General features: G+C 67.0%; 23 protein-coding genes. 19 read left to right on the forward strand and 4 right to left on the reverse strand.

The annotated features are described in order from the left end of the window. Window positions 1-48 precede the first annotated feature (48 nt). On the forward strand, window positions 49-528 hold the full coding sequence (ispF, locus tag INQ40_RS03990) for a 2-C-methyl-D-erythritol 2,4-cyclodiphosphate synthase (protein ID WP_194341941.1): 480 nt from the start codon (window positions 49-51) through the stop codon (window positions 526-528). Beyond that, window positions 525-1,604 carry a tRNA pseudouridine(13) synthase TruD gene (gene truD, locus INQ40_RS03995; RefSeq protein ID WP_194341942.1) on the forward strand — a complete coding sequence of 360 codons (1,080 nt, stop codon included), beginning with the start codon at window positions 525-527 and terminating at the stop codon, window positions 1,602-1,604. Before ispF ends, truD begins: the two co-directional genes overlap by 4 nt. A gap of 33 nt (window positions 1,605-1,637) precedes the next feature. Here the strand turns inward: truD and INQ40_RS04000 are convergent, their stop codons facing one another. Continuing rightward, window positions 1,638-2,186, reverse strand: coding sequence for a Smr/MutS family protein (locus INQ40_RS04000; protein WP_194341943.1), 549 nt, complete (start codon window positions 2,184-2,186; stop codon window positions 1,638-1,640). A gap of 231 nt (window positions 2,187-2,417) precedes the next feature. Here INQ40_RS04000 and surE point away from each other — a divergent pair, with 231 nt between their 5' ends. The 4 genes from surE (at window position 2,418) to INQ40_RS04020 (ending at window position 5,329) form a co-directional block, all read left to right on the forward strand. Continuing rightward, window positions 2,418-3,212 (forward strand): 5'/3'-nucleotidase SurE, encoded by a 795-nt coding sequence (surE, locus tag INQ40_RS04005; protein WP_194341944.1) that lies wholly within the window; start codon window positions 2,418-2,420, stop codon window positions 3,210-3,212. Then, window positions 3,209-3,886: a protein-L-isoaspartate(D-aspartate) O-methyltransferase gene (locus tag INQ40_RS04010; RefSeq protein WP_193986421.1), complete on the forward strand. Its 678-nt coding sequence runs from the start codon at window positions 3,209-3,211 to the stop codon at window positions 3,884-3,886. Before surE ends, INQ40_RS04010 begins: the two co-directional genes overlap by 4 nt. A 13-nt stretch (window positions 3,887-3,899) precedes the next feature. Continuing rightward, window positions 3,900-4,517, forward strand: a complete 618-nt coding sequence (locus tag INQ40_RS04015) for a YqaA family protein (protein ID WP_194341945.1) — start codon at window positions 3,900-3,902, stop codon at window positions 4,515-4,517. 92 nt (window positions 4,518-4,609) lie between these two features. After that, window positions 4,610-5,329, forward strand: a complete 720-nt coding sequence (locus INQ40_RS04020; RefSeq protein WP_194342410.1) for a peptidoglycan DD-metalloendopeptidase family protein — start codon at window positions 4,610-4,612, stop codon at window positions 5,327-5,329. A gap of 28 nt (window positions 5,330-5,357) precedes the next feature. Here INQ40_RS04020 and INQ40_RS04025 read toward each other — a convergent pair whose 3' ends face one another. Next, a complete protein-coding gene (locus tag INQ40_RS04025; protein WP_194035218.1) occupies window positions 5,358-5,732 on the reverse strand; it encodes an Mth938-like domain-containing protein in 375 nt (124 codons plus the stop codon). A 62-nt stretch (window positions 5,733-5,794) separates the two neighbouring features. Further along, window positions 5,795-6,100: a ribosome assembly RNA-binding protein YhbY gene (yhbY, locus tag INQ40_RS04030; protein ID WP_194341946.1), complete on the reverse strand. Its 306-nt coding sequence runs from the start codon at window positions 6,098-6,100 to the stop codon at window positions 5,795-5,797. A 74-nt stretch (window positions 6,101-6,174) separates the two neighbouring features. Here yhbY and rlmE point away from each other — a divergent pair, with 74 nt between their 5' ends. The 10 genes from rlmE (at window position 6,175) to INQ40_RS04080 (ending at window position 16,482) form a co-directional block, all read left to right on the forward strand. Next, on the forward strand, window positions 6,175-6,807 hold the full coding sequence (gene rlmE / locus INQ40_RS04035; RefSeq protein WP_193987206.1) for a 23S rRNA (uridine(2552)-2'-O)-methyltransferase RlmE: 633 nt from the start codon (window positions 6,175-6,177) through the stop codon (window positions 6,805-6,807). Window positions 6,808-6,903: 96 nt separating this feature from the next. Next, window positions 6,904-8,811 carry an ATP-dependent zinc metalloprotease FtsH gene (gene ftsH, locus INQ40_RS04040; RefSeq protein ID WP_194341947.1) on the forward strand — a complete coding sequence of 636 codons (1,908 nt, stop codon included), beginning with the start codon at window positions 6,904-6,906 and terminating at the stop codon, window positions 8,809-8,811. 10 nt (window positions 8,812-8,821) lie between these two features. Then, window positions 8,822-9,721, forward strand: a complete 900-nt coding sequence (gene folP / locus INQ40_RS04045; protein WP_194341948.1) for a dihydropteroate synthase — start codon at window positions 8,822-8,824, stop codon at window positions 9,719-9,721. A gap of 219 nt (window positions 9,722-9,940) precedes the next feature. Beyond that, window positions 9,941-10,888, forward strand: coding sequence for a tRNA (adenosine(37)-N6)-dimethylallyltransferase MiaA (gene miaA, locus INQ40_RS04050; RefSeq protein ID WP_194341949.1), 948 nt, complete (start codon window positions 9,941-9,943; stop codon window positions 10,886-10,888). 170 nt (window positions 10,889-11,058) lie between these two features. Next, window positions 11,059-11,328 carry an RNA chaperone Hfq gene (hfq, locus tag INQ40_RS04055; RefSeq protein ID WP_193986439.1) on the forward strand — a complete coding sequence of 90 codons (270 nt, stop codon included), beginning with the start codon at window positions 11,059-11,061 and terminating at the stop codon, window positions 11,326-11,328. 92 nt (window positions 11,329-11,420) lie between these two features. Next, window positions 11,421-12,728: a ribosome rescue GTPase HflX gene (gene hflX, locus INQ40_RS04060; protein ID WP_194341950.1), complete on the forward strand. Its 1,308-nt coding sequence runs from the start codon at window positions 11,421-11,423 to the stop codon at window positions 12,726-12,728. A 90-nt stretch (window positions 12,729-12,818) separates the two neighbouring features. Further along, window positions 12,819-13,958 carry an FtsH protease activity modulator HflK gene (gene hflK / locus INQ40_RS04065; protein WP_193986447.1) on the forward strand — a complete coding sequence of 380 codons (1,140 nt, stop codon included), beginning with the start codon at window positions 12,819-12,821 and terminating at the stop codon, window positions 13,956-13,958. After that, window positions 13,955-14,818, forward strand: a complete 864-nt coding sequence (locus INQ40_RS04070; RefSeq protein ID WP_193986448.1) for a protease modulator HflC — start codon at window positions 13,955-13,957, stop codon at window positions 14,816-14,818. The genes hflK and INQ40_RS04070 overlap by 4 nt, the downstream gene beginning before the upstream one ends. Window positions 14,819-14,846: 28 nt before the next feature. Further along, a complete protein-coding gene (locus INQ40_RS04075; RefSeq protein WP_193986449.1) occupies window positions 14,847-15,038 on the forward strand; it encodes a DUF2065 domain-containing protein in 192 nt (63 codons plus the stop codon). Between the two features lie 151 nt (window positions 15,039-15,189). Further along, complete coding sequence (locus INQ40_RS04080; protein ID WP_194341951.1) at window positions 15,190-16,482, forward strand: adenylosuccinate synthase; 1,293 nt, start codon at window positions 15,190-15,192, stop codon at window positions 16,480-16,482. Window positions 16,483-17,075: 593 nt separating this feature from the next. Here the strand turns inward: INQ40_RS04080 and INQ40_RS04085 are convergent. After that, a complete protein-coding gene (locus tag INQ40_RS04085) occupies window positions 17,076-18,320 on the reverse strand; it encodes a PAAR domain-containing protein (protein WP_194341952.1) in 1,245 nt (414 codons plus the stop codon). Between the two features lie 225 nt (window positions 18,321-18,545). Between INQ40_RS04085 and INQ40_RS04090 the strand changes: the two genes are divergently transcribed. From INQ40_RS04090 to INQ40_RS04100, 3 genes are all read left to right on the forward strand, one after another. Beyond that, window positions 18,546-19,745: a L,D-transpeptidase gene (locus INQ40_RS04090; protein WP_194341953.1), complete on the forward strand. Its 1,200-nt coding sequence runs from the start codon at window positions 18,546-18,548 to the stop codon at window positions 19,743-19,745. Between the two features lie 641 nt (window positions 19,746-20,386). Continuing rightward, window positions 20,387-21,508: a Fic family protein gene (locus INQ40_RS04095; protein ID WP_228482174.1), complete on the forward strand. Its 1,122-nt coding sequence runs from the start codon at window positions 20,387-20,389 to the stop codon at window positions 21,506-21,508. A gap of 371 nt (window positions 21,509-21,879) precedes the next feature. Beyond that, a complete protein-coding gene (locus INQ40_RS04100; protein ID WP_194341954.1) occupies window positions 21,880-22,047 on the forward strand; it encodes a hypothetical protein in 168 nt (55 codons plus the stop codon). Window positions 22,048-22,101: the final 54 nt, after the last annotated feature.

The following is a 22,101-nucleotide window of genomic DNA, read 5'->3' on the forward strand; positions in this document are numbered from 1 at the left end:
CGTAGGCGACAATGTCGCCCCCAATTCGTTGCAGCAGGACCGGCATCAATGAGCATCCGCATAGGCCAGGGTTACGACGTCCACGCATTCGGCGACGGCGATCACGTCGTGCTGGGTGGGGTCCAGGTTCCGCATGACCGCGGCGTGCTCGCCCACTCCGACGGCGATGTGGTCATCCATGCGCTGTGCGACGCCATGCTCGGCGCGCTCGCGCTTGGCGATATCGGCACCCATTTTCCTCCCAGCGATCCGCGCTGGAAGGATGCCGACAGCCGCACGTTCCTGCGCCAATGCCGTCAGCTTGCAGCGGACCGCGGCTGGGTGCTCGGCAACGCGGACGTCACCGTGATCTGCGAGCGACCGAAAGTCGGTCCACATGTCGCGCCGATGCGCGCCCTGTTGGCGGCCGACCTGGGCGTCGATGTCGATACCGTCAGCGTAAAGGCGACCACGTCCGAGCAGCTCGGCTTTACCGGCAGGGGCGAAGGACTGGCCGCGTTGGCGGTGTGCCTGCTGGTGCGCGGATGAGCGATTCCGGCGCGCCCGGACCCGCGGAAAGTGCGCCCGCCGCTGACACGCGTGCCCATGGCGAGCCCGTGCTGTCCGCCCGGATGCGCGTCACGCCGGAGGACTTCTTCGTCGAGGAACTGGCGGGCTTTGAACCCTCCGGCAGCGGCGAGCACCTGCTTCTGAGGGTGCAGAAGCGCGGCATGAACACCGCTTTCGCCGCCCGCAGCATTGCCCAGTGGGCCGGCGTGGACGAGATGGCGATCGGCTACGCCGGGCTGAAGGATCGCCACGCGGTGACCCGCCAGCGCTTCAGCGTGCACCTGCCGCGCAAGGTCGCCCCCGACATCGCCGCGCTGCAGGTGGACGGACTGCAGGTGCTGGAACAGGCGTGGCACGCGAAAAAGCTTCCGCGCGGTGCGCTGGCCGGGAACCGCTTCGTGCTGGTGCTGCGCGACGTCGTCGGCGACCCGTCCGCGATCGAGGCGCGCCTGCAGCAGATTGCCCGGCGCGGCGTGCCGAACTTCTTCGGCGAGCAGCGCTTTGGCCGCGATGGCAACAACCTGGGCAAGGCGCTGGCGATGTTCGAAGGCCGCCGGGTCCGTCGCGATGAGCGCGGCATGCTGCTCTCGGCCGCGCGCTCGGTGCTGTTCAACCAGGTGCTGCAGGCGCGGGTCGAGGCGCACTGCTGGGATACGCCGTTGACGGGTGAGGTGTGGATGCTCGATGGCAGCCGCAGCGTGTTCGGGCCCGAGCCGATCACTCCGGAGATCGGACAGCGCCTGTCGGCGTTCGACATCCATCCCAGCGGCCCGCTGTGGGGCCGCGGCGACCTGCGCAGCCAGGCCGATGCGCTGGAGCTGGAGCAGGGCGCACTGGCCGACCCGGTATCGATGCGCCTGCGCGCCGGTCTGGAGCAGGCCGGCCTGAAGCAGGAGCGGCGATCGCTGCGCCTGCGCGCCGACGCCCTGCGCTGGCAATGGCTGGACGCCGCGACGCTCGAGCTGTCATTCAATCTGCCGCCGGGCACCTACGCCACGGTGGTGCTGGCGGAACTGGGGGAGGTGCGCGACGGCTCCGGCCAGTCCTGGGCCTGATCGCGCCGGAGCCCGCGCCGTGCCGGGCACGCGTCAGCGACGCCGCGGCGCCAGCAGGACGATCACCGCGCCGCTGCCGCCCTGGGCCGGCAAGGGCGAATGGAAGGCCAGCACGCTGGAGCGCTGCCGCAGCATGCGGTCGACCAGATTCTTCAGTACCGGCGCGCCGCTGCGGCCGATATCCGCACCGCCACGTCCACCCTTGCCATGGATGATGCGCACACAGCCCAGGCCGTGGCGCTGCGCATCGTTCAGGAACGCGCGCACCAGCGCCTCGGCGGTAGCTGCGTCGGTGCCGTGCAGGTCGAGCTCCTCCTGCGCCGACATCTCGCCGCGGCGCAGTCGCTGCCATGCCTCCTGGCTGACATCGCCGCGCCATGCCAGCGGGTCGTCAGCTTCCAGCAACGTGGATTCCAGCGCGTGGCGGAGATCCTCGCGCGCATCGGCATCGTCGCGCTCGGCCATCTTCGCGCGCGGTTTCGGGCGCGGCGCGGACGGCGGAGCGGGGCGTTCGGGCAGCTTGCGAACCGGCCCGATCGCGCTGCGGAACAGCGCGGCATCGTCGTCGTCGGCGCCGTTCACGGGGGCATTCCGGTATCCATCCGCCTAGCCTAACGCGCGGCGGCGGAGCGGGCATCGTGGGGTGCGATCGCGTCCATCGGGGCGGCGAAGGGTGGCTGCCATCGGCTATCATGACCGCTTTGACGGGATCCAAGCCGCCGCACCGCCGGCGCCTGCGATCCGCCCCCGACCGGCTGCGCCGGTCCCTGCCACTACTGCATTGCGCCCGAGTGGCGCTCGCCAAGGGAGATCATGCGAGTCCTGGTCAGCAACGACGACGGCGTCGATTCACCCGGCATCCGCGCCCTCGCCGAGGGACTGCGCGCCGCCGGTCACGAAGTAGTGGTGGTCGCTCCGGACCGGGACCGCTCCGGTGCCAGCAACTCGCTCACCCTGGACATGCCGATCCGGGTGATCCAGCAGGACGAGGCCACCTGGCGCGTCGCCGGCACACCCACCGACTGCGTCCACGTCGCCATCACCGGCATGCTCGAGACGGAGCCCGACATCGTCGTGTCCGGAATCAACGACGCCGCCAACCTGGGCGATGACGTGATCTATTCGGGCACCGTCGCCGCCGCGATGGAGGGCCGTTTTCTCGGCCTGCCGGCGGTCGCCGTGTCGCTGGTGACCAACGGGCAGCTCGGCCAGCACTACGAGACCGCCGCGCGCGCCGCGGTGGAGATCATCGCCCGCCTGGCGACCGACCCGCTGCCGGCCGACACGATCCTCAACGTCAACGTGCCCGACCTCTCGTGGGAGGACGTCCGCGGCTTCCAGGTCGGTCGCCTGGGCAACCGCCACCGCGCCGAGGCGTGCATTCCGCAGGAAGACCCGCGCGGTCGCCAGTGGTGGTGGATCGGGGGTGCCGGGCCCGAGCAGGACGCCGGTCCGGGCACCGATTTCCACTCCGTGCGCAGCGGCTATATTGCGATCACCCCGATCAAGGTCGACCTGACGCGCTACCAGGCGCTGGAGCAGGTGGCGAACTGGGTCAGCGGGCTGGAGGCCTCGCTGGAGTCCTCGTCCGCGGAGGCAGGACGATGAGCCTGAGGATGCGCCTGCAGCCTACCGATCGCGGGTCCGGACTGACCTCGCAGCGGGTGCGCGACCGGCTGGTCGATCGCCTGCGCGACAACGGGATCGCCGACGAGCGCGTGCTCAATGCCGTGCGCAACGTGCCGCGCCACCTGTTCGTGGACGAAGCGCTGGAAAGCCGCGCCTACGACGACACTGCCTTGCCGATCGGCCACGGCCAGACCATCTCCCAGCCCTGGGTGGTGGCCAAGATGACCGAAACCCTGATGCAGGCGCAGCCCTCCAAGGTGCTGGAGATCGGCACCGGCTCGGGCTACCAGGCCGCCATCCTTGCCGCGCTCGGCCTGGAAGTGCACACCGTGGAGCGTATCGGCGAGCTGCTGCGCACCGCGCGCAAGCGCTTTCGCCAGTTGGGCATGAACATCCGCAGCAAGCACGACGACGGCCGCATCGGCTGGCCGGAAAATGCGCCCTTCGATGCCATCCTGGTCACCGCCGCCGCGCCGGCGCTGGTGGACGCGCTGACCGCGCAACTGGCCCCGGGCGGTGTGCTCGTGGCGCCAGTGGGCGCCTCGGCCGGGCAGTCGCTGCTGCGGCTGAGCAAGGACGCCGATGGCCGCATCACCCAGGAGACGATCGGTTCGGTTGTCTTCGTGCCGCTGCTGTCGGGCCTGGTCGACTGAAGGATCCCTGCGCTTGAAACTCTTTGGTCCCCTCTACGACCGGTGCCTGGTCTGGGCCGCCCACCGCCGCGCGCCGGCGCTGTTGGCCGGCTTGAGCTTTGCCGAGGCGGTGGTGTTCCCGATTCCGCCCGAGGTCATGCTCGGCCCGATGTGCCTGGCGCGGCCGACGCGTGCGTTCTGGTTTGCGCTGCTCAGCCTGATGGGCTCACTGGCCGGCGCCGTGCTGGGCTACCTGCTGGGCCACTACGCCTTCGAGCTGGTCCGCCCGCTGCTGGTCACGCTGGGCTGGATGGACCGGATCGACGTGGAGGTGTCGGCGTTGCGCGAGATCGCTGCCAACTCGCCGTGGAAGGCGTTCTGGGTGCTGGTGCTGGTCGGGTTCACGCCCATTCCCTTGAAGATATTCACCTGGGCTTCCGGCATCGTCGGGGTACCGTTGCTGCCGTTCATCGCCAGCATGTTCGTTGGCCGCGGCAAGCGCGTGTTCCTGCTGGCGCTGGCCATCCGGCTCGGCGGTCACCGGGCGGAGGCGGCATTGCGACGCTACATTGAACCGGTCGGCTGGATCGCAACGGTCCTGCTGCTGGGGGTATTCACCTGGCTGATCTGGAGGACACAACAAGGCGCATGAGCATAATGACTCCCGAACAACCCCATATCCGCACGAGCCTGGTCCGCGCGATCCCGGCCCGCACGAACCTGGCCCGCACGATCCTGGCGCGCATGATCCTGGCCGGGGCGGTTGCGACGGCCCTGACCGCGTGCTCCAGCGCGGTCACCCGCGAGAGCAGTCCGGTCTCCACACCCAAATACGGTGCGACCCGGGTCGTGCAGCGCGGCGACACGCTGTACCGGATCGCGGTCGAGAACGGCATCGCGATGCGCGACCTGGCCGCCTGGAACGGCCTGGGCGCGCCCTACACGATCTACCCCGGGCAGCAGCTGCTGCTGTATCCAAGAACCGGTGGTGCCGTGGCAACCACGCCGCGCGCACCGTCGAGTGGTGGCACGCGCGCGCCGGCGGCCAGCGCTCCGGCCGCTTCGGCGCCCAGCGCCGCGCCGCTGGCCAGTGGCATCGCCTGGCGCTGGCCGGTGGACGGCGCGCTGCTGAGCCGCTTCGTCGCCGGCGAGCCGACCAAGCAGGGCATCGATATTGCCGGCGCCGCCGGGGCCCCGGTCAAGGCGGCGGGCGACGGCACCGTGGTCTATTCCGGCTCCGGGCTGGTGGGCTACGGCGAGCTGGTCATCATCAAGCACAACGAGCAGTGGCTGTCGGCCTACGGCCACAATCGCAGCCGGCTGGTGGAGGAGGGCGCCAGGGTGAAGGCGGGCCAGCAGATCGCCGAGCTCGGCCGTACCGGTGCCTCGCGCGACATGCTCCACTTCGAGGTGCGCTACAACGGCAAGCCGGTCGATCCGCTGCTGTACCTGCCGAAGAAATAATCGACGGCGTGCGCGTCGCTGCCGCGGCTCAGCCCGGCAGCACGAACCCGGCGACCACGCGCCGGTTCTCGCTGGCCAACACGCTGAAGGTCCGCGCCGCGGCGGCATTGGTCATCACCTCGATGCCGATACCGCGGCGCAGGCAGACGGCCATCACCTTCGCCGGCGCGAATACCTGCTGGCCTCCACCGCCGATGATCACCACTTCCGGCTCCAGGGCCAGCAACGGGTCGAGATCGGACGGGTCCAGGTCCTGCATGTCGCGCACGCCCCAGTCCTCGGACAGGTGATTGGGCGTGATGACGAAACTCCGGGTCAGGCGCCGGTCATTGACCAGCGCCATGCTGCCGTCGGCGGCGCGAAGGAAGAATTCGTAGTCCGGGCGTTCCAGGGTCAGTTCCATCGCGCCATGCTAGCAAGCGCGATAAGGACTAAAAAGCAGCGGTGCGCTCAGGCGCGCGGCGCTCAGGCGCGCGGCAGGACGATGTGGCGCTTTTCTTCGCTGGGGCGGTACAGCGCGACGGTGTGGCCGATCTTCTGCACCAATGCCGCGCCGGTGCGCTGCACCAGATGCTCGATCATCTCGTCGCGGACATCGCGATCGGCCGCGCCCACCTTCACTTTCACCAGCTCGTGGTTTTCCAGTGCGAGCTCGAGCTCCGCCACCAGCGCATCGGAGATGCCTTTCCCGCCGACCTGGATCATGGCCTTGATGTCGTGTGCCTGGCCGCGCAGGAAGCGGGTCTGGGCACTGGTCAGGACGGTTGCCATCGATGCACGCAAATGAGGTTGGGGAGGGCCCGCAGGGTATCATGGCCGGCCCGTCCTCCAGCGGTTTTCGTTTGATGGCTACCCGCAGCAAAAGCAGCCAGCGCTGGCTCAAGGAGCACCACTCCGACCCGTTCGTGAAACGCGCGCGGGCGGAAGGCCTCCGCTCGCGTGCCGCCTACAAGCTGGAGGAACTGGTCAAGCGCGACCGCCTGCTCAAGCCGGGCATGGTGGTCGTCGACCTGGGCGCCGCGCCGGGCGGGTGGTCGCAATGGGTCCGCCAGGCACTGGGCGACAGCGGGCGGGTCATCGCGCTGGACATCCTGGAGATGCCGACCCTGGCGGGGGTGGAGTTCCTTCATGGCGATTTCAGGGAGGATGCGGTCTTATCGGAGCTGGTGCGCACTCTGAATGACAAACCCGTGGACCTTGTTCTCTCCGATATGGCCCCCAATAAGAGTGGTGTGGACGCGGTCGACATGCCGCGTGCGCTGTACCTGGCGGAGCTGGCGATGGATTTTGCCGACCACCACCTTCGTGTCGATGGCACATTCCTGATCAAGCTGTTCCAGGGCGTGGGTTTCGATGATTACGTGCGGGAGCTGCGGCGGCGTTATGCCAAGGTAGCGATCCGCAAGCCGGAAGCGTCGCGCAAGCGCTCCCCGGAGGTCTACGCCCTGGCACAGGGCAAACGCGCACAAATCAAGTGACCCGGTCTTTGCGACGCGCCGTACACCCAGCGTTGCCGCCCATCTCCGATGTCTGCCGCGGCAGGCCGTCCGCACAAAAAAAGTGATCCGTATCCTATGAACGACATGGCCAAGAATCTGATGCTCTGGGTGCTCGTCGCCGTGGTTCTCATGGTGGTGTTCCAGGCGTTCGGCCCACGCACCCCCGGCGCGGCTGGCCCGCTGGCCTATGACCAGTTCATCCAGCAGGTCCAGGCCGACCGCATCGACAAGGTGCGCATCGACGAGGACCGCACCACGATCACAGGCAAGCGCAAGGACGGCTCGGAGTTCACCACCTTCAGCCCCGGTGACAAGGACCTGGTCAACGACCTGATGCAGCACAACGTCGGCATCGAGCAGGTGCCGCCGGGCGGCCCGTCGTTCTGGTCGGTCCTGCTGAACTTCCTGCCGATCCTGCTGATCATCGCGTTCTGGCTGTTTGTCATGAAGCAGATGCAGCAGGGCGGTGGCAAGGGCGCGATGAGCTTCGGCAAGTCGCGCGCCAAGTTGCAGGGCGAGGACCAGGTCAAGGTGACCCTGGCCGACGTGGCCGGTTGCGACGAAGCCAAGGAGGAGGTCGGCGAGCTGGTCGAGTTCCTGCGCGACCCGTCGCGCTTCCAGAAGCTGGGCGGCAAGATCCCGCGCGGCGTGCTGATGGTCGGCCCCCCGGGCACGGGTAAGACCCTGCTCGCCCGCGCGATCGCCGGCGAGGCCAAGGTGCCGTTCTTCGCGATCTCCGGCTCGGACTTCGTCGAGATGTTCGTCGGCGTCGGCGCGAGCCGCGTGCGCGACATGTTCGAACAGGCCAAGAAAAGCGCGCCGTGCATCATCTTCATCGACGAGATCGACGCGGTCGGCCGCCATCGCGGCGCCGGTCTGGGCGGCGGTCATGACGAGCGCGAGCAGACCCTGAACCAGCTGCTGGTCGAGATGGACGGCTTCGAGGGCGGCGAGGGCGTGATCGTCATCGCGGCGACCAACCGTCCCGACGTGCTGGATCCCGCGCTGCTGCGTCCGGGCCGGTTCGACCGCCAGGTCGTGGTCGGGCTGCCGGACGTGCGTGGCCGCGAGGAGATCCTGCGCGTGCACATGCGCAAGGTGCCGCTGTCGGATGACGTCGTGCCGATGACCATCGCACGCGGTACCCCGGGCTTCAGCGGTGCCGACCTGGCCAACCTGGTCAATGAGGCAGCGCTGTTTGCCGCCCGCGAGAACGCGAAGGACGTCCGCATGGACCACTTCGACAAGGCGCGCGACAAGATCATGATGGGCGCCGAGCGCCGTTCGATGGCGATGAGCGACGACGAGAAGAAGCTCACCGCCTACCACGAGGCCGGCCACGCCATCGTCGGTCGCGTCGTGCCCGAGCACGACCCGGTCTACAAGGTGACGATCATCCCGCGCGGCCGCGCGCTGGGCGTGACCATGTATCTCCCCGAGGGCGACAAGTACAGCTACAACCGCACCGCAATCGAGTCGCAGTTGGCCTCGCTGTACGGCGGCCGGGTGGCCGAGGAGCTGATCTTCGGCGCCGACAAGGTCACCACCGGTGCGTCAAACGACATCGAGCGGGCGACCAAGATGGCCCGCAACATGGTCACCAAGTGGGGCCTGAGCGACGAGATGGGCCCGATCTCCTACGGCGAGGAGGACGACGAGGTCTTCCTGGGCCGTTCGGTGACCCAGCACAAGAGCGTCTCCGACGACACCGCGCGCAAGATCGACGAGGTGGTGCGCGGGATCCTCGACAAGGCCTACCAGCGGGCGACCGAGATCCTGCACAAGCACCTCACCGAGCTGCATGCGATGGCGGACGCGTTGCTGGAGTACGAGACCATCGACGCCCTGCAGATCGACGACATCATGGCCGGGCGCAAGCCCAATCCACCGGCGGACTGGGGCAAGACCGACAACCTGCCGCCGCCCCCCAAGGACACGCCGCGCTCGCCGGGTCCGATCGGTGGGCCTGCCGAGCAGCTGTAAGCGGCCCGCCGTGTTCGATACTGCCACCGTCCTGGCCTGCAACGGCCGCCTGCTCAGGCTGGACCGCGCCCGGGTCATGGGCATCGTCAACGTCACCCCCGATTCGTTTTCCGAGAGCGGCGCCCACCAGGGCACGGAGGCTGCTGTCGCCCACGGCCTGCGCCTGGCCGCCGAGGGCGCCGACCTGCTCGATGTCGGGGGTGAGTCGACGCGTCCTGGCGCGGAGGAGGTGGATGCTGAGGAGGAACTGCGGCGCGTCATTCCCGTCATCGAGCGGCTGGTCGCCGAGACCGCGCTGCCGATCAGCGTGGACACCTCCAAGCCCGAGGTCATGCGCGCCGCCGTGGCCGCCGGTGCCGGGATGATCAACGACATCCACGCGCTGCGCCGCGACGGGGCGCTGGAGGCAGCGGCCGAGCTTCGCGTGCCGGTCGTGCTGATGCACATGCAGGGCCAGCCGCGCGACATGCAGGACGCGCCGCACTACGAGGATGTCGTCGGCGAGGTGCACCGGTTCCTTGCCGAGCGGGTGTTCGCCGCGGAGATGGCCGGCATCGCCAAGAAGCTCCTGATCATTGATCCAGGCTTCGGCTTCGGCAAGACCCTGCAGCACAACCTGGCGCTCCTGGCAGGGCTGGAGCGCTTCTCCGATATCGGCCTGCCCGTGCTGGCCGGCCTGTCGCGCAAACGCTCGATCGCCGAGTTGACGGGTCGCGACGCGATGGACGAGCGCGTGCACGGATCGGTCGCGGCGCACCTGGTTGCCGCCCAGCGCGGTGCCACGCTGCTGCGGGTGCATGACGTGGCTGCAACCGTGGACGCGCTGAAGGTATGGGAGGCGGTCGCCGCACTGCCGCTGCCGCAACAACGCACGGCCGCCGCTGCGATCCGCTGGCCCGACGAGGACTGATCCGCTGCTTCCACCGGCGGCCGGCGCGAGGTGGCTAAAAAGTGACCAACATGACTGCGCCCCTTGGCAGCCATCACGCTCCGCGAGTTGTCCACAGCTTGATGCCGATGCTTGTCCACAGGCCCTGTGAACAAGTCGACGTCCCGATGGGGCCCGGCAGCTGCGGTAGGCTGCCGCGATGACTGCAGACCCGCCATTGCCTGTTCCGCTTTCGCGCCGATGATTGCTGCCCGACCCTGCGCGATAGCGCTGATGGGGCCGACCGCCTCAGGCAAGACCGCGCTTGCGCTCGACTGGGCCGGGCGCCTGGGCGGCGAGATCATCAGCGTCGACTCCGCGCTGGTCTACCGCAGCCTGGACATCGGCGCGGCGAAGCCGGACGCGGCAGAACTCGCGCGCGCGCCGCATCACCTGATCGATATCCGCGACCCATGGCAGCCGTACTCGGCGGCCGAGTTCGCACGCGATGCACGCGCCGCGCTGGACGCGGTGATCGCCCGCGGCCGGGTGCCGATCCTGGCCGGCGGCACCGGCCTGTATTTCCGTGCCTTGCTGCACGGCCTGTCGCCGATGCCGGAAGCCGACTCCTCCATCCGCGCGCAAATCGCCGCCGACATCGCCGAGCGGGGCTTGCCTGCCATGCACCGTGAGCTGGCAACGCTGGACCCGGCCGCGGCCTCGCGCATCCACGCCACCGATGCGCAGCGCATCCAGCGCGCGCTGGAGGTGTACCGCGCCTCCGGTCGCACCATCACGTCCTGGCGGGCGGAGCCACCGGCACCGCGGCTGCCACTGCGGGTGTTGAAGCTGGTCCTTGCGCCGCGCGACCGGGCGGTTTTGCATCAGCGCATCGAACAGCGTTTCGACGCGATGCTGGCGGCCGGCTTTCTGGAGGAGGTGCGCCGACTGCGTGCATTGCCACAGCTGCGCGACCATCCGGCGCCGCTGGACCTGCCCGCGGTGCGAGCGGTCGGCTATCGGCAGGCTTGGGAGTACCTGGACGGACGCGGCGATGCCGCGGATTTCCGTGACCGCGGCATCCATGCGACCCGCCAGCTCGCCAAGCGACAGCTGACCTGGCTGCGCGGCGAACTGGACGCGTGCTGGTTCGACCCGATGACCCAACGCCAGGCCCTGGAAGCGGCGCTGGCGACGTTCCTTCCCTGAGTGTCCCCGCCCGCGCCGGCGCGATCGGCCTGATCCGCCAGCTGCAGCACGTTTGCGCCGCCGCGATTGCGCTACCATCGCCGGGTCGCTGGCTGGGGAAATGCCGGCGGCGGGGCACGCCGTCACGCGCGTGTCCACCCATAACTAGAAAAACCCAGCGGGGAATACAGATGTCCAAGGGACAGTCTTTGCAGGATCCTTTCCTGAACGCACTGCGCCGTGAGCGCATTCCGGTCTCGGTGTACCTGGTCAACGGCATCAAGCTGCAGGGCACCATCGAGTCCTTCGACCAGTTCGTCGTGCTGCTGCGCAATACCGTCAGCCAGATGGTCTACAAGCACGCCATCTCCACCGTGGTCCCCGCGCGCAATGTCCGCGTTGGCCCCAGCGGCGGGCAGGTCCAGGCGGCAGAGGGCGACGAGGGCGCCGCAGCGGGTTGACCGTTCAGTCGAGGCGTGTGGATGGCTTGTGTTTGCCGGGGGCGCACCCATCTCATCTGGCATGACTCCTCACGCCACAAAGGTCCTGCCTCTTGTTTGAACGCTCCCGCAAGGGTGAAAGTGCGCTTCTGATCCAGCCCCATGCGGGCGGTCCCGTCGATCCGGACCAGCTGGACGAATTCACCGAGCTCGCCCGCTCGGCCGGGGCGACGGTGGTTGCCACCCTCAACGCCCGCATTGACCACCCCAACGCCTCGATCCTGATCGGCACCGGCAAGCTTGAGGAAGTGCAGGCCGCCGTGGCTGCCACCGAGGCCGACCTGGTGCTGGTCAACCACCCCCTGAGCCCGGTCCAGGAGCGCAACCTGGAGCGCATCCTGGGCTGCCGCGTGGTCGACCGTACCGGCCTGATCCTGGACATTTTCGCCCAGCGCGCCCGCAGTCACGAGGGCAAGCTGCAGGTCGAACTGGCCCAGCTCAAGCACATGTCGACCCGGCTCATCCGCGGCTGGACCCATCTGGACAGCCTGCGCGGCGGTTCCATCGGCCTGCGTGGCCCGGGTGAGACCCAGCTGGAGACCGACCGCCGGCTGCTGCAGAAGCGCCTGGAGCAATTGCAGAAGCGACTCGACAAGGTCGAGGTGCAGCGCACCCAGATGCGCCGCGCCCGCGTCCGCAACGAGCTGCCCAGGGTCGCGCTGGTGGGCTACACCAACGCCGGCAAGTCCACGCTGTTCAATGCCCTGACCGGCGCGGATGCCTACGCCGCCGACCAGCTGTTCGCCACGCTGGACCCGACGGTGCGCCGCATCGAGCTGTCCGGCCATGCGCTGGTGCTCGCCGACACCGTCGGTTTCGTGCGCGACCTGCCGCATGAGCTGGTCGCCGCGTTCCGCTCCACGCTGTCGGAAGCGCGCGAGGCCGACCTGCTGCTGCACCTGGTCGATGCCGCCGATCCACTGCGCGACGAGCGCATTGCGCAGGTGGACGAAGTCCTCGCCGAGATCGGTGCGGGCGATATTCCGCAGCTGCTGGTCTACAACAAGATCGACCAGCTCGAACAGGGCCGTCCGCGCATCGACCGCCCTGCCGACGGGCACCCGCGCGTCTGGGTATCGGCCAAGGAGCGCCAGGGCCTGGACCTGCTGCCGGAGGTGATCGGCGAGATCCTCGACCTGCAGCGTGTCACCGGCGCGATCGAACTGCCCTCGCGTGCGGGCAAGCTGCATGCCAAGCTGCACGAGCTGGGCGCGGTGCGGGAGGAGGAATCCGTCGAGGACGGATGGCGGATGCAGGTGGACATGTCGCTTGCCGACGCCGCGCGCCTCCACGACCAACCCGACGGCGACGTCCTGCACGCACTGCTGCCGCCGGTCGAGGCGGACCACGACATCCATTGACAGCGCTTGCTTGAGGCAGGCGTCCCTCCCACCTAGAATCATCGGCTGCCCGCGACAAAGGGGCGCTGTTCACCTTCCTTAGGAGCAGGCATGGCCTGGAATACCCCTGGCAGTGACAATTCCGGCAGCGGCCGTGGCCGCCCGCCGCGTCGCCGCCCCGGCGGCAATGGCATCGACGACGTGCTGGATCGGCTGCGCGGCCTGTTCGGGGGCCAGGGCGGTGGCGGCGGTGGTGGCGTCGGCCGCTGGGTGCTGCTGGTGCTTGCCCTGTGGCTGGCCTTCAACAGCTTCCTGCTGGTGAACGAGCAGCAGCGCGCCGTGGTCCTGCGCTTCGGCCAGTTCGCCCGCATCCTGCAGCCCGGCCCGCATTTCAAGCTGCCGTGGCCGTTTGAAACCGCGATCAAGATCAACGCCACCGAGATCAAGACCTTCGGTACCAACGTGCCGGTCCTGACCAGCGACGAGAACATCGTCCAGGTCGAGATCAACGTGCAGTACCGCGTCAGCGATCCGCAGAAGTACGTGTTCGGCAGCCGTGACGCCAACGCGATGCTGCAGCAGGCGGCGCTGAGCACCGTGCGCGAGCAGGTCGGCCGCTCCACGCTCGATACCGTGCTGGGTGCGCGTAATGCCCTGGCCGTGTCGGCCCGCGAGCAGTTGCAGAACTCGCTGGACGCGTACCGCACCGGACTTGTGGTGACCGAGCTCAACCTGCCCAACGCGCGACCGCCCGAAGAGGTCAAGCCGGCCTTCGACGACGTCAACAGCGCCCAGCAGGACAAGGACCGTTTGATCAGCGAGGCCGAGGCCTACGCCGCCCAGGTGGTGCCGGAGGCCCGAGGCCAGGCCGCCCGCGTGCGCACCGTCGCCGAGGGTTACCGCGACGCGTCCGTATCGCGCGCCGAGGGTGACGCCGACCGCTTCTCGCTGCTGGTGGACCAGTACAAGGACGCGCCGGAAGTCACCCGCAAGCGCCTGTGGCTGGAGACCGTGCAGGAAGTGCTGTCGGGCAACCGCAAGGTCGTCGGCGGCGATTCGCGCCAGCTGATCTACGTGCCCATGGACGGCGCGACGGATGGTTCGGCACGCTCGTCGGGCTCGACCAACACCTCCTCCGCGCCGCTGCTGACGCCCGAGATGCTGTCCCCGGACACCTCGACCATCGCACCGTCGCCCTCGCGCACTGAACGCACCCCACGGCCGGCTGGCCGTCCGGAGGTAAACCGATGAGACATTCCATCTGGATCGCCGTAGCCGTCGCGGTGCTGCTGGGCCTGATGGGCTCCACCTACGTGGTCCGTGAGGGCCAGGTCGGCATGGTGCTCAACCTGGGCCGCGTGGCCCGGACCGGCATTGGCCCGGGCCTGCACTTCAAGGTGCCGCTGGTGGAAACCGCGCTGGTGTTCGACCGCCGCCTGACGGTGTTCAACGCCGAGCCCGAGCGCTACCTGACCTCCGAGCGCAAGGACGTCAGCGTCGACTTCTTCACCGTCGGCATGATCGAGGACGTGCGTGCGTTCTACCGGGCGACCGGTGGTGACGAGAGCCTGGCCGTGGACCGCCTGGCGCCGATCATCAAGGACTCGCTGCGCAACGAGATCAACTCGCGGACCCTGAAGGAGCTGGTCTCCGGCGATCGCGCCGAGATCATCGACCGCCAGCTGGCGGCGATCAACAAGGGCGCCAGCACGGTCGGGGTGAAGATCATCGACCTGCGCCTGAAGCAGATCGACCTGCCGACCGACAGCCAGGTCATCCAGGACGTCTACCGGCGCATGCGCGCGCAGCGCCACCAGGTGGCCAGCCGCCTGCGCGCCGAGGGTGCCGAGCAGGCCCAGACGATCCGCGCCGGCGCCGACAAGCAGCAGGCGGTGATCGTGGCGGAGGCCGAGCGTGACGCCCAGCGCCTGCGCGGTCAGGGCGATGCGGAAGCTGCGGCGCTGTACGCCAAGGCGGCCAACAAGGATCCGGCGTTCTATGCCTTCCAGCGCAGCCTGGAGGCCTATCGCGAATCCTTCAGCGACGGCAAGGGCGTGATCATGCTGGAGCGCAACGACGACTTCCTGAAGTACTTCGGCAACGATCGTTGAGCCGTTCCAATCCGCACGGGAGCACGGCATGACCGTCGAGCTGCTGTCGGCGCTGTCGCTGGTCGCCGTGCTGGAAGGGCTGTTCCTGTTCGCTGCCCCCGGTCGGTGGCGGCGCACCATGGAGCAGCTGCGCCAGCTGGATGACCGCCAGCTGCGCCAGATCGGCGGCGTGGTGCTGGCGGTGGGCGTGGGTTCGCTGTGGCTGGTGCGGCTAATGTAAACGGTCGCGTTTCCGGGCTGGCCTAGACCGCCGAAAACCCGGATAATGCGCAAAAGCCGGAGGGGCGAAAACCTCCCGGCTTTTTCTATGCGCGGAACTCTCCGCCCGGGTCGGCGTGCGCTGGCCCTCAAATGCTTCAGGAGCATATGCAATGGGTCAGTCAGTCGTCGTTCTCGGTGCCCAGTGGGGCGATGAAGGCAAGGGCAAGATCGTCGACCTGCTGACCGAGCAGATCGGTGCGGTCGTGCGCTTCCAGGGCGGCCACAACGCCGGCCACACCCTGGTCATCAACGGCAAGAAAACCGTCCTGCACCTGATCCCCTCGGGCATCCTGCGCGAAGGCGCGCTGTGCCTGATCGGCAACGGCGTGGTGTTGCACCCCGGCGCGCTGCAGAAGGAAATCGGCGAGCTGGAGGCCGAAGGCGTCGAGGTCCGCTCGCGGCTGAAGATCAGCCCGGCCACCCCGCTGATCATGCCGTACCACATCGCCCTGGATCAGGCCCGCGAAAAGGCCGCCGGCGGCAAGGCCATCGGCACCACCGGCCGCGGCATCGGCCCGGCGTACGAGGACAAGGTCGCCCGTCGCGGCATCCGCGTGGCCGACCTGCATTACCCCGAGCAGCTGGCCGAGCTGCTGCGCAGCGCGCTGGATTACCACAACTTCGTGCTGACCAAGTACTTCAACGTCGAGGCGATCGACTTCCAGAAAACCCTGGACGATGCGTTGGCCTTCGGCGACTACGTCGAGCCGATGAAGTCCGACGTCGCCGGCATCCTCCACGACCTGCGCAAGCAGGGCCAGCGCGTCCTGTTTGAAGGCGCGCAGGGCTCGCTGCTGGACATCGACCACGGCACCTATCCGTATGTCACCTCGTCCAACACCACCATCGGCGGCGCGCTGGCCGGCACCGGCGTCGGCGCCGGGGCGATCGACTACGTGCTGGGCATCGCCAAGGCGTACGCCACCCGCGTGGGCAGCGGCCCGTTCCCGACCGAGCTGCACGACGACATCGGCCAGGCCCTGCGCGACAAGGGCCAGGAATACGGCGCCACCACCGGCCGCCCGCGCCGCTGCGGCTGGATCGACATCGTCGCGCTCAAGCGCGCCGTCGCGATCAACGGCATCAACGGCCTGTGCATCACCAAGCTGGACGTGCTGGACGGCCTGGAGAAGCTGAAGGTCTGCATCGGCTATCAGTACCGCGGCAAGCAGACCGAATACGCACCGCTGGACGCGCAGGGCTGGGACGAGTGCGAGCCGGTGTTCCTGGAGCTGCCGGGCTGGCAGGAAAGCACCCATGGCGTCACCGAGTGGGACAAGCTGCCGCCGGCCGCACGCGCCTACCTGCGTTCGCTGGAGGAACTGGCCGGCTGCCCGCTGGCGATCGTCTCCACCGGCCCGGACCGCGACCACACGATGATCCTGCAGGATCCGTGGGCGTAACTGCCGCGCTGCGGTGACAGAAAAAGCCCCGCGGATGCGGGGCTTTTTTTGTGGGGTTACCGGTTGGCCGGCCTGTCAATCAGTGGGGACGTTACACAGTTGCCACTGTGTAACGCCCTTGAACGCCGGAACCAGAAGGACTTCCTGCGACCCGTCGGAATTCTCGCGCAGACAGAAGTATTGGCCATACATACGGCCCAGAGTGCGATCGCCCCGGCGCGATGGATTCGGTATTCCGGCATTGATCGATAGGCCATATCGCTCGCCTGGCCGGAGTTGCTCATAAATTTGCTGCTGTGAGTCATTGACTGGCCGGTATCCGTATGGGATGCAATCATCCGGATGTAGCGTCGTTTCCGGTTCCAGTGGAGTGATCCAACCCCATATCCGTTCCCATTTAGAATCCACGAACTTGCTAACGGAAATTGCAGCGATCGTTGGAGGTGTTTTCCGTGCTTCCTTGCTATCGGCGACGGAGAAGCACAGGCGGGAGTCTACAATACGGATCGTTGCGTCCTGATACATGCCGGCTGGCTGAGTGCAACCGCCAACGCCCGGAGCAAGCAGTAGCGGTAGGAAGACAGCTCCGATTCTCATTTGGTTACCTGCGGTAGGTTGTTCGAATCATCCGGTGTTATAAGGAAGTCACGCAATATGCCTTCATAGAGTGCAAGAAGGTTGGCTCTATGGCGATACTTGGACTCATACAGGTCGTCAGTGTTTTGCCGAAATCTGAGAAGGTAATAATCCGCAATTATATTTCCCTGTGCTTCCATGTTGTAGTCGCAAAGGCGCTTATTTCTGTCGAGCGTATACTCATACGTCATGTTGGGACGAGGACCTCGAACGCGCTTGATCGGGTAGCCAAGCTGATACTGCCAAACATGTGTCATTTCATGTACGAGAAGTCGCTGCTCCCGATCCAATTCGAGCGAAAAGTCTATTGAGAACAGCTTGCCCGGTAGGTAAATATCACCGTTCGGTGCAGTCGCCGTGTTATCTGGTTGAAAGCCGAAGAGCAGCCAGTATCCATGGTTGTGAAGCTTGACCGACTTGTAGTCCACGGAATTTCCAAATACTTGCCGCAGCATCGCGACCTCGCCGCTGGTCAGCCCACGGTCTTCGGCTTTGGCTACGGCCTCATGCACGGATGATCCAACGGCGGTCGCATTGGTGCGTGCGCCGGCCAATGCCACTTCAACTGTTTGCGACGGAAGGCCCAGAGCGCCGCAGCAGCCAGAGGCCTGTGTTGGGGCGACCAGCTCCGCTTTCGTGATGCCGAGCGGGGCCGACGTCGTCACGCGCCGGGTTCGGCCGTCCTCATCGGTGACGCCGTCGACCTCGGTCCCGTCTTCCAGCTGCAGCACATACCGGATATTGGACAGCGCCGAACCGGTTGGGCCGACGAACCGGATCTGCTCATCGAATGCACTGTCGCAAATCGTGAGGGCTGCAGGACTCGGTCCGCCATTATGGTTCGCCTTCGCAGCATGCGCGTGGGCTGCTGCCTCCGGCGCGACGGCTGCGGTCGCTGATCCAGCCCCATCGTCCAGGAACACCCGCATCTGCTTCACCGCCAGCACCTTGCAGCCACACGCAATCGAACTTCCATGCAGGGCCACCGCCTGGCCGTCGATGATGGTTGTCGGGTCCCCATCGACTATTGGGAACGTGCCCTTGTGGGTGGGGCAAGTCGCCATGTCGTTGATTCGCGCGACAGGCTTGCCGTCGATGTCGGTGAAGGGTGATCCGCTGATCACGGTGCCGCCGCTCGAAGTGGCGTCACCCAGCACAATCCACATCCTTGTCATGTTTTCTCCTTGTCCTTGATGGGACATCGCGGATTCTACGTCCCCTGGTGATTCGGCGCTGCTTCGCTTGCTTCGGCGTGAGGGAGTTTCATGCATCTCGGACCGGCAGGTTGGGATTCCGTTTGCCTTCTGCAGGCGCGTGAGCGGGCTCGGCGGTAACGGCGTTGTTCAGTTCCAGCGCCGATCAAGAGCCTGCATTCACGCCCGACGCTTTAGGTTGCTGCACAGCACCCCTAACGAGTCCGGCATTCCATGACCCAGTCCCTGCAATCCAAGACCCTCGCCCGCGCCCTGATGGTCGCGCTGCTGCCCGTCGCGATGTCAGCGGCCTGCAGCCAGACCCCGACGCCCACGGCCGAGCCCACTGCCGCCGCGAGCTCCGATGCCGCGCCCTCCCAGGATCCGGCCAGCACCGGCGTTGCCGGCGATGTCGACATGACCGGCGTCCAGGACGCGGACCGGGCCAATCCCGACCCGGTCGCACCGATCGCACCGGACGATCGGGTGCCGCCGCCGGACGATGAGAAATCCTCCGAGACCCTGCCCGCTGGGAAGAACGCCGAGCCCGAGCCGCTGCCGCCGGTGACGGCCGCGCCCGCCGATGCCGAGCTGGCGAAGGACAGCCCGCTGCGCGCCCAGGTGTTGCTGGAGCGCGCGTTCTTCTCCCCCGGCGAGATCGATGGCGCCGTGGGCAGCAACATGGGCCGCGCGGTGGATGCTTTCCAGCGTGCGCATGACATCAAGCCGACCGGCACGATGGATGCCGCCACCTGGGAGGCGCTGGACAAGGACGACGCGCCCGTCCTGATCGAATACACCCTCACCGCCGAGGACGTCGCCGGCCCGTTTGCCCCGACCCCGACCGGCCACGCCGCCATGGCCAAGGTGGACGCGCTGCCCTACGAGTCGGTGGAGGAGAAGGTGGCCGAGCAGTTCCACTCCAGCCCGGCCCTGCTGGCCAAGCTCAACCCCGGTGTGAAGCTCGCCTCGGGCGAGACGATCACCGTACCCAACATCCAGGCCGCGACGCGACTGCCGACCCCTGCCAAGGTGGTGATCGACAAGTCCGACTCCGCCCTGCTGCTGATGGACGAGTCGGGCAAGGTGATCGGGCATTACCCGGTGACCACCGGCAGCGCGCAGTTCCCGTTGCCGATCGGCGACTGGAAGATCAACGGCGTCGCCCGCGACCCGGTGTGGTACTTCGACCCGGAGCTGATCGCCGGTACCAAGGCGTCTGACAAGAAAGCCGAGATCCCGCCGGGCCCCAACAATCCGGTCGGCACCACCTGGATCGACCTGAGCAAGGAGCACTACGGCATCCACGGCACGCCCAAGCCGGCCAAGATCGGCAAGACCGAATCGAACGGCTGCATCCGCATGACCAACTGGAGCGTCGCCGCGCTGGCCGACGTGGTGAAGCCCGGCGTGCCGGTGACGATGCGCGAGTAGTCGGCGGGCTCACTGCGACCCGTATTGATGCGTCTGGACAGGGCCGCCTTCGGGCGGCCTTGTTGTATCCGTCGGCGGGGAACACGGGAAAGCAGGGCAGGCGCGACGGCAAGCGGATGAGCGCCACACAGCGGGCCGGGAGCGGCAGTCGCGGCGGATGAAGCGCCGCCGTCGCGGGTTTGACCGGCGTGGGCGGCGGAACAAGCCCCAATGCTGCCGCAAAAAGTCGCGTCGTTGCCGTGGCATGCGTGGGCGAACCCGGCCAAAGTGCCGAGGCTGCCCCTTCAAGCGGCACGGCTGCGGCGAGAAGCGGCGTTGCTGCAGTCCCGCTGAGCCGTTGATAGAAACGACGGTACAAAACGTCGGTTGAAGCGCGCGTGTGCGTCACACGTAGTCTGGTCACGGGAGAGTTTTGCAGATAAATCAGAGGTTTGGCCGGATCGCACTCAGACCGCTTGTCATCAATATTTAGTCTATTGTTGACATCAACTGGGGTTATTGGTTATCTGTTATACACAAGTCGGGTTGTTCATTGCAAAGTGCCTTGCTGTTAACGACAACATAGGTTGTCGATAACGGGTGATGTGCAAGCTCTTTTGAGATCAAGACTTCCTTTTTCGTTAACAACAGTTGCCGTGACCATGATCGACACCAGTCAAGCCGTCTCCTACCACTCAGAGCAGTTTCCGCCAGGTGCGCTGGACTACGGGCGCCTGATGCCGGGCCTGCTGGGGGCCACGGCGGCGTTGGCGCGCTATGACCAGATGCTGCGTGGCATGCACAACAGTGAGCTGTTTCTGGCGCCCTTGCGAGGCCAGGAAGCGGTGGTGTCCTCGCGGATGGAGGGCACCATCAGCACGCTCGACGAGATCCTCCAGCTCGAGGTCGAGTTCGAGGAGGACGATGAGCGTGCCGCGCAGGAGTTCAGATCCGATGCCATCGAGACTGCGCTGTATCGGCGCGCGCTCAATACCGCCCAGTTGCGGATGGAGCAGGGACAGTCGCTGTCGGAGTCACTGGTGAAAAGCATTCACCGCCAGTTGCTGTCCTTTGGCCGTGGGGCCACCAAATCGCCTGGTGCCTACAAGCACGAGCAGAACTACATCGGCGAGCCCGGCAGCCGCAGGGTGAGCTTCGTGCCGATCGCACCGGAGCACCTGCCCGGTGGCATGGAGGCGTTGTTCCGGTTGGTCAACGATGAAGCGGTGCCGGTGTTGCTGCGCGCTGCACTGGTCCATGCTGAGTTCGAGGCGTTGCATCCGTTCGAGGACGGCAATGGCCGCGTCGGTCGCATGCTGATCACGCTGATGCTGTGGCAGGGCGGGGTGATAGGCGCGCCGCATTTCTACATCAGCCGCTATTTCGAAGATCACAAGGACGAGTACCTGGGCCGTTTGCGTGCGGTGTCGTCAGATCACGACTGGGACGGCTGGTGCGCATTCTTCCTGGCGGCGGTCGAGCAGCAGGCCATCGGCAATCTGGAGGCGGCGCAGGCCATTGGCCAGTTGTACGAGGAAATGAAGCCCCGCTTTGCCGAGTTGCTGGCATCCAAGTACGCGGTGGCGGCACTGGACTACCTGTTCACCCATCCGGTATTCAGCAACAGCCGTTTCACGCACAGCGCCGGCATCCCGTCGCAAACCGCCGCCCGCTTCAGCCGCGTGCTGTTGCAGGAGCGGCTGCTGCAGGTGGTCCGCCAGCCGGCCGGGCGGCGCTCGGCCATGTACCGATTTGAGCCGTTGATGGAGCGCGTCCGTGTATGACGCTCCCCGCCGGCTCTTTATAAGGCGAGGTATGGCCGGAGCTGCCGGGGGGCGCGATGAGCAACTTCCAGTTCGTGCAGGCGGAGTTCAAGCCGCTCTATGTGCCGACGCGTGGCGCCGAGCAACTGGTGCATTCCGATCCGCGCGCCTGCTGCATGCCCCGCGGCCATGCGCTCGAGCAGGCGGGCATTGGCTGTACGCGCATGACGTCACGTTGCGGACGCCGTACGACAACAGCCTCGGGGTGCTGCTGACCCAGCCGGCATTCGAGCATCTGCTGCCGCGGCATGTCCAAGACAAGGCGCGGCTGATCCAGAAGCTCGGCAACTAGGCCGTGCACGACATGGGGCGCATCGGGCAGTGGCGATGCGATGCGGCTGGTGCGCGAGTTGTTCCACGCGCTGTGCTGGGTGGCGCGCACCTACACCCGCTCCAGTGATCTGAAGAGCATCGATGCCAGCTTCGACGACAAGCAGGTGCCAGATTTTCCAGATCGTGAATTCAATCAATCAGCGGGCGGCAGCCTGACCATTCCGTAACGCGGATTCGTGCGTCCGGAGGGCAACCGGGTCGAGCTGAAGGGGCCGCCTGCG

Source organism: Lysobacter sp. H21R4, assembly GCF_015277535.1.
Classification (GTDB): domain Bacteria; phylum Pseudomonadota; class Gammaproteobacteria; order Xanthomonadales; family Xanthomonadaceae; genus Novilysobacter; species Novilysobacter ciconiae.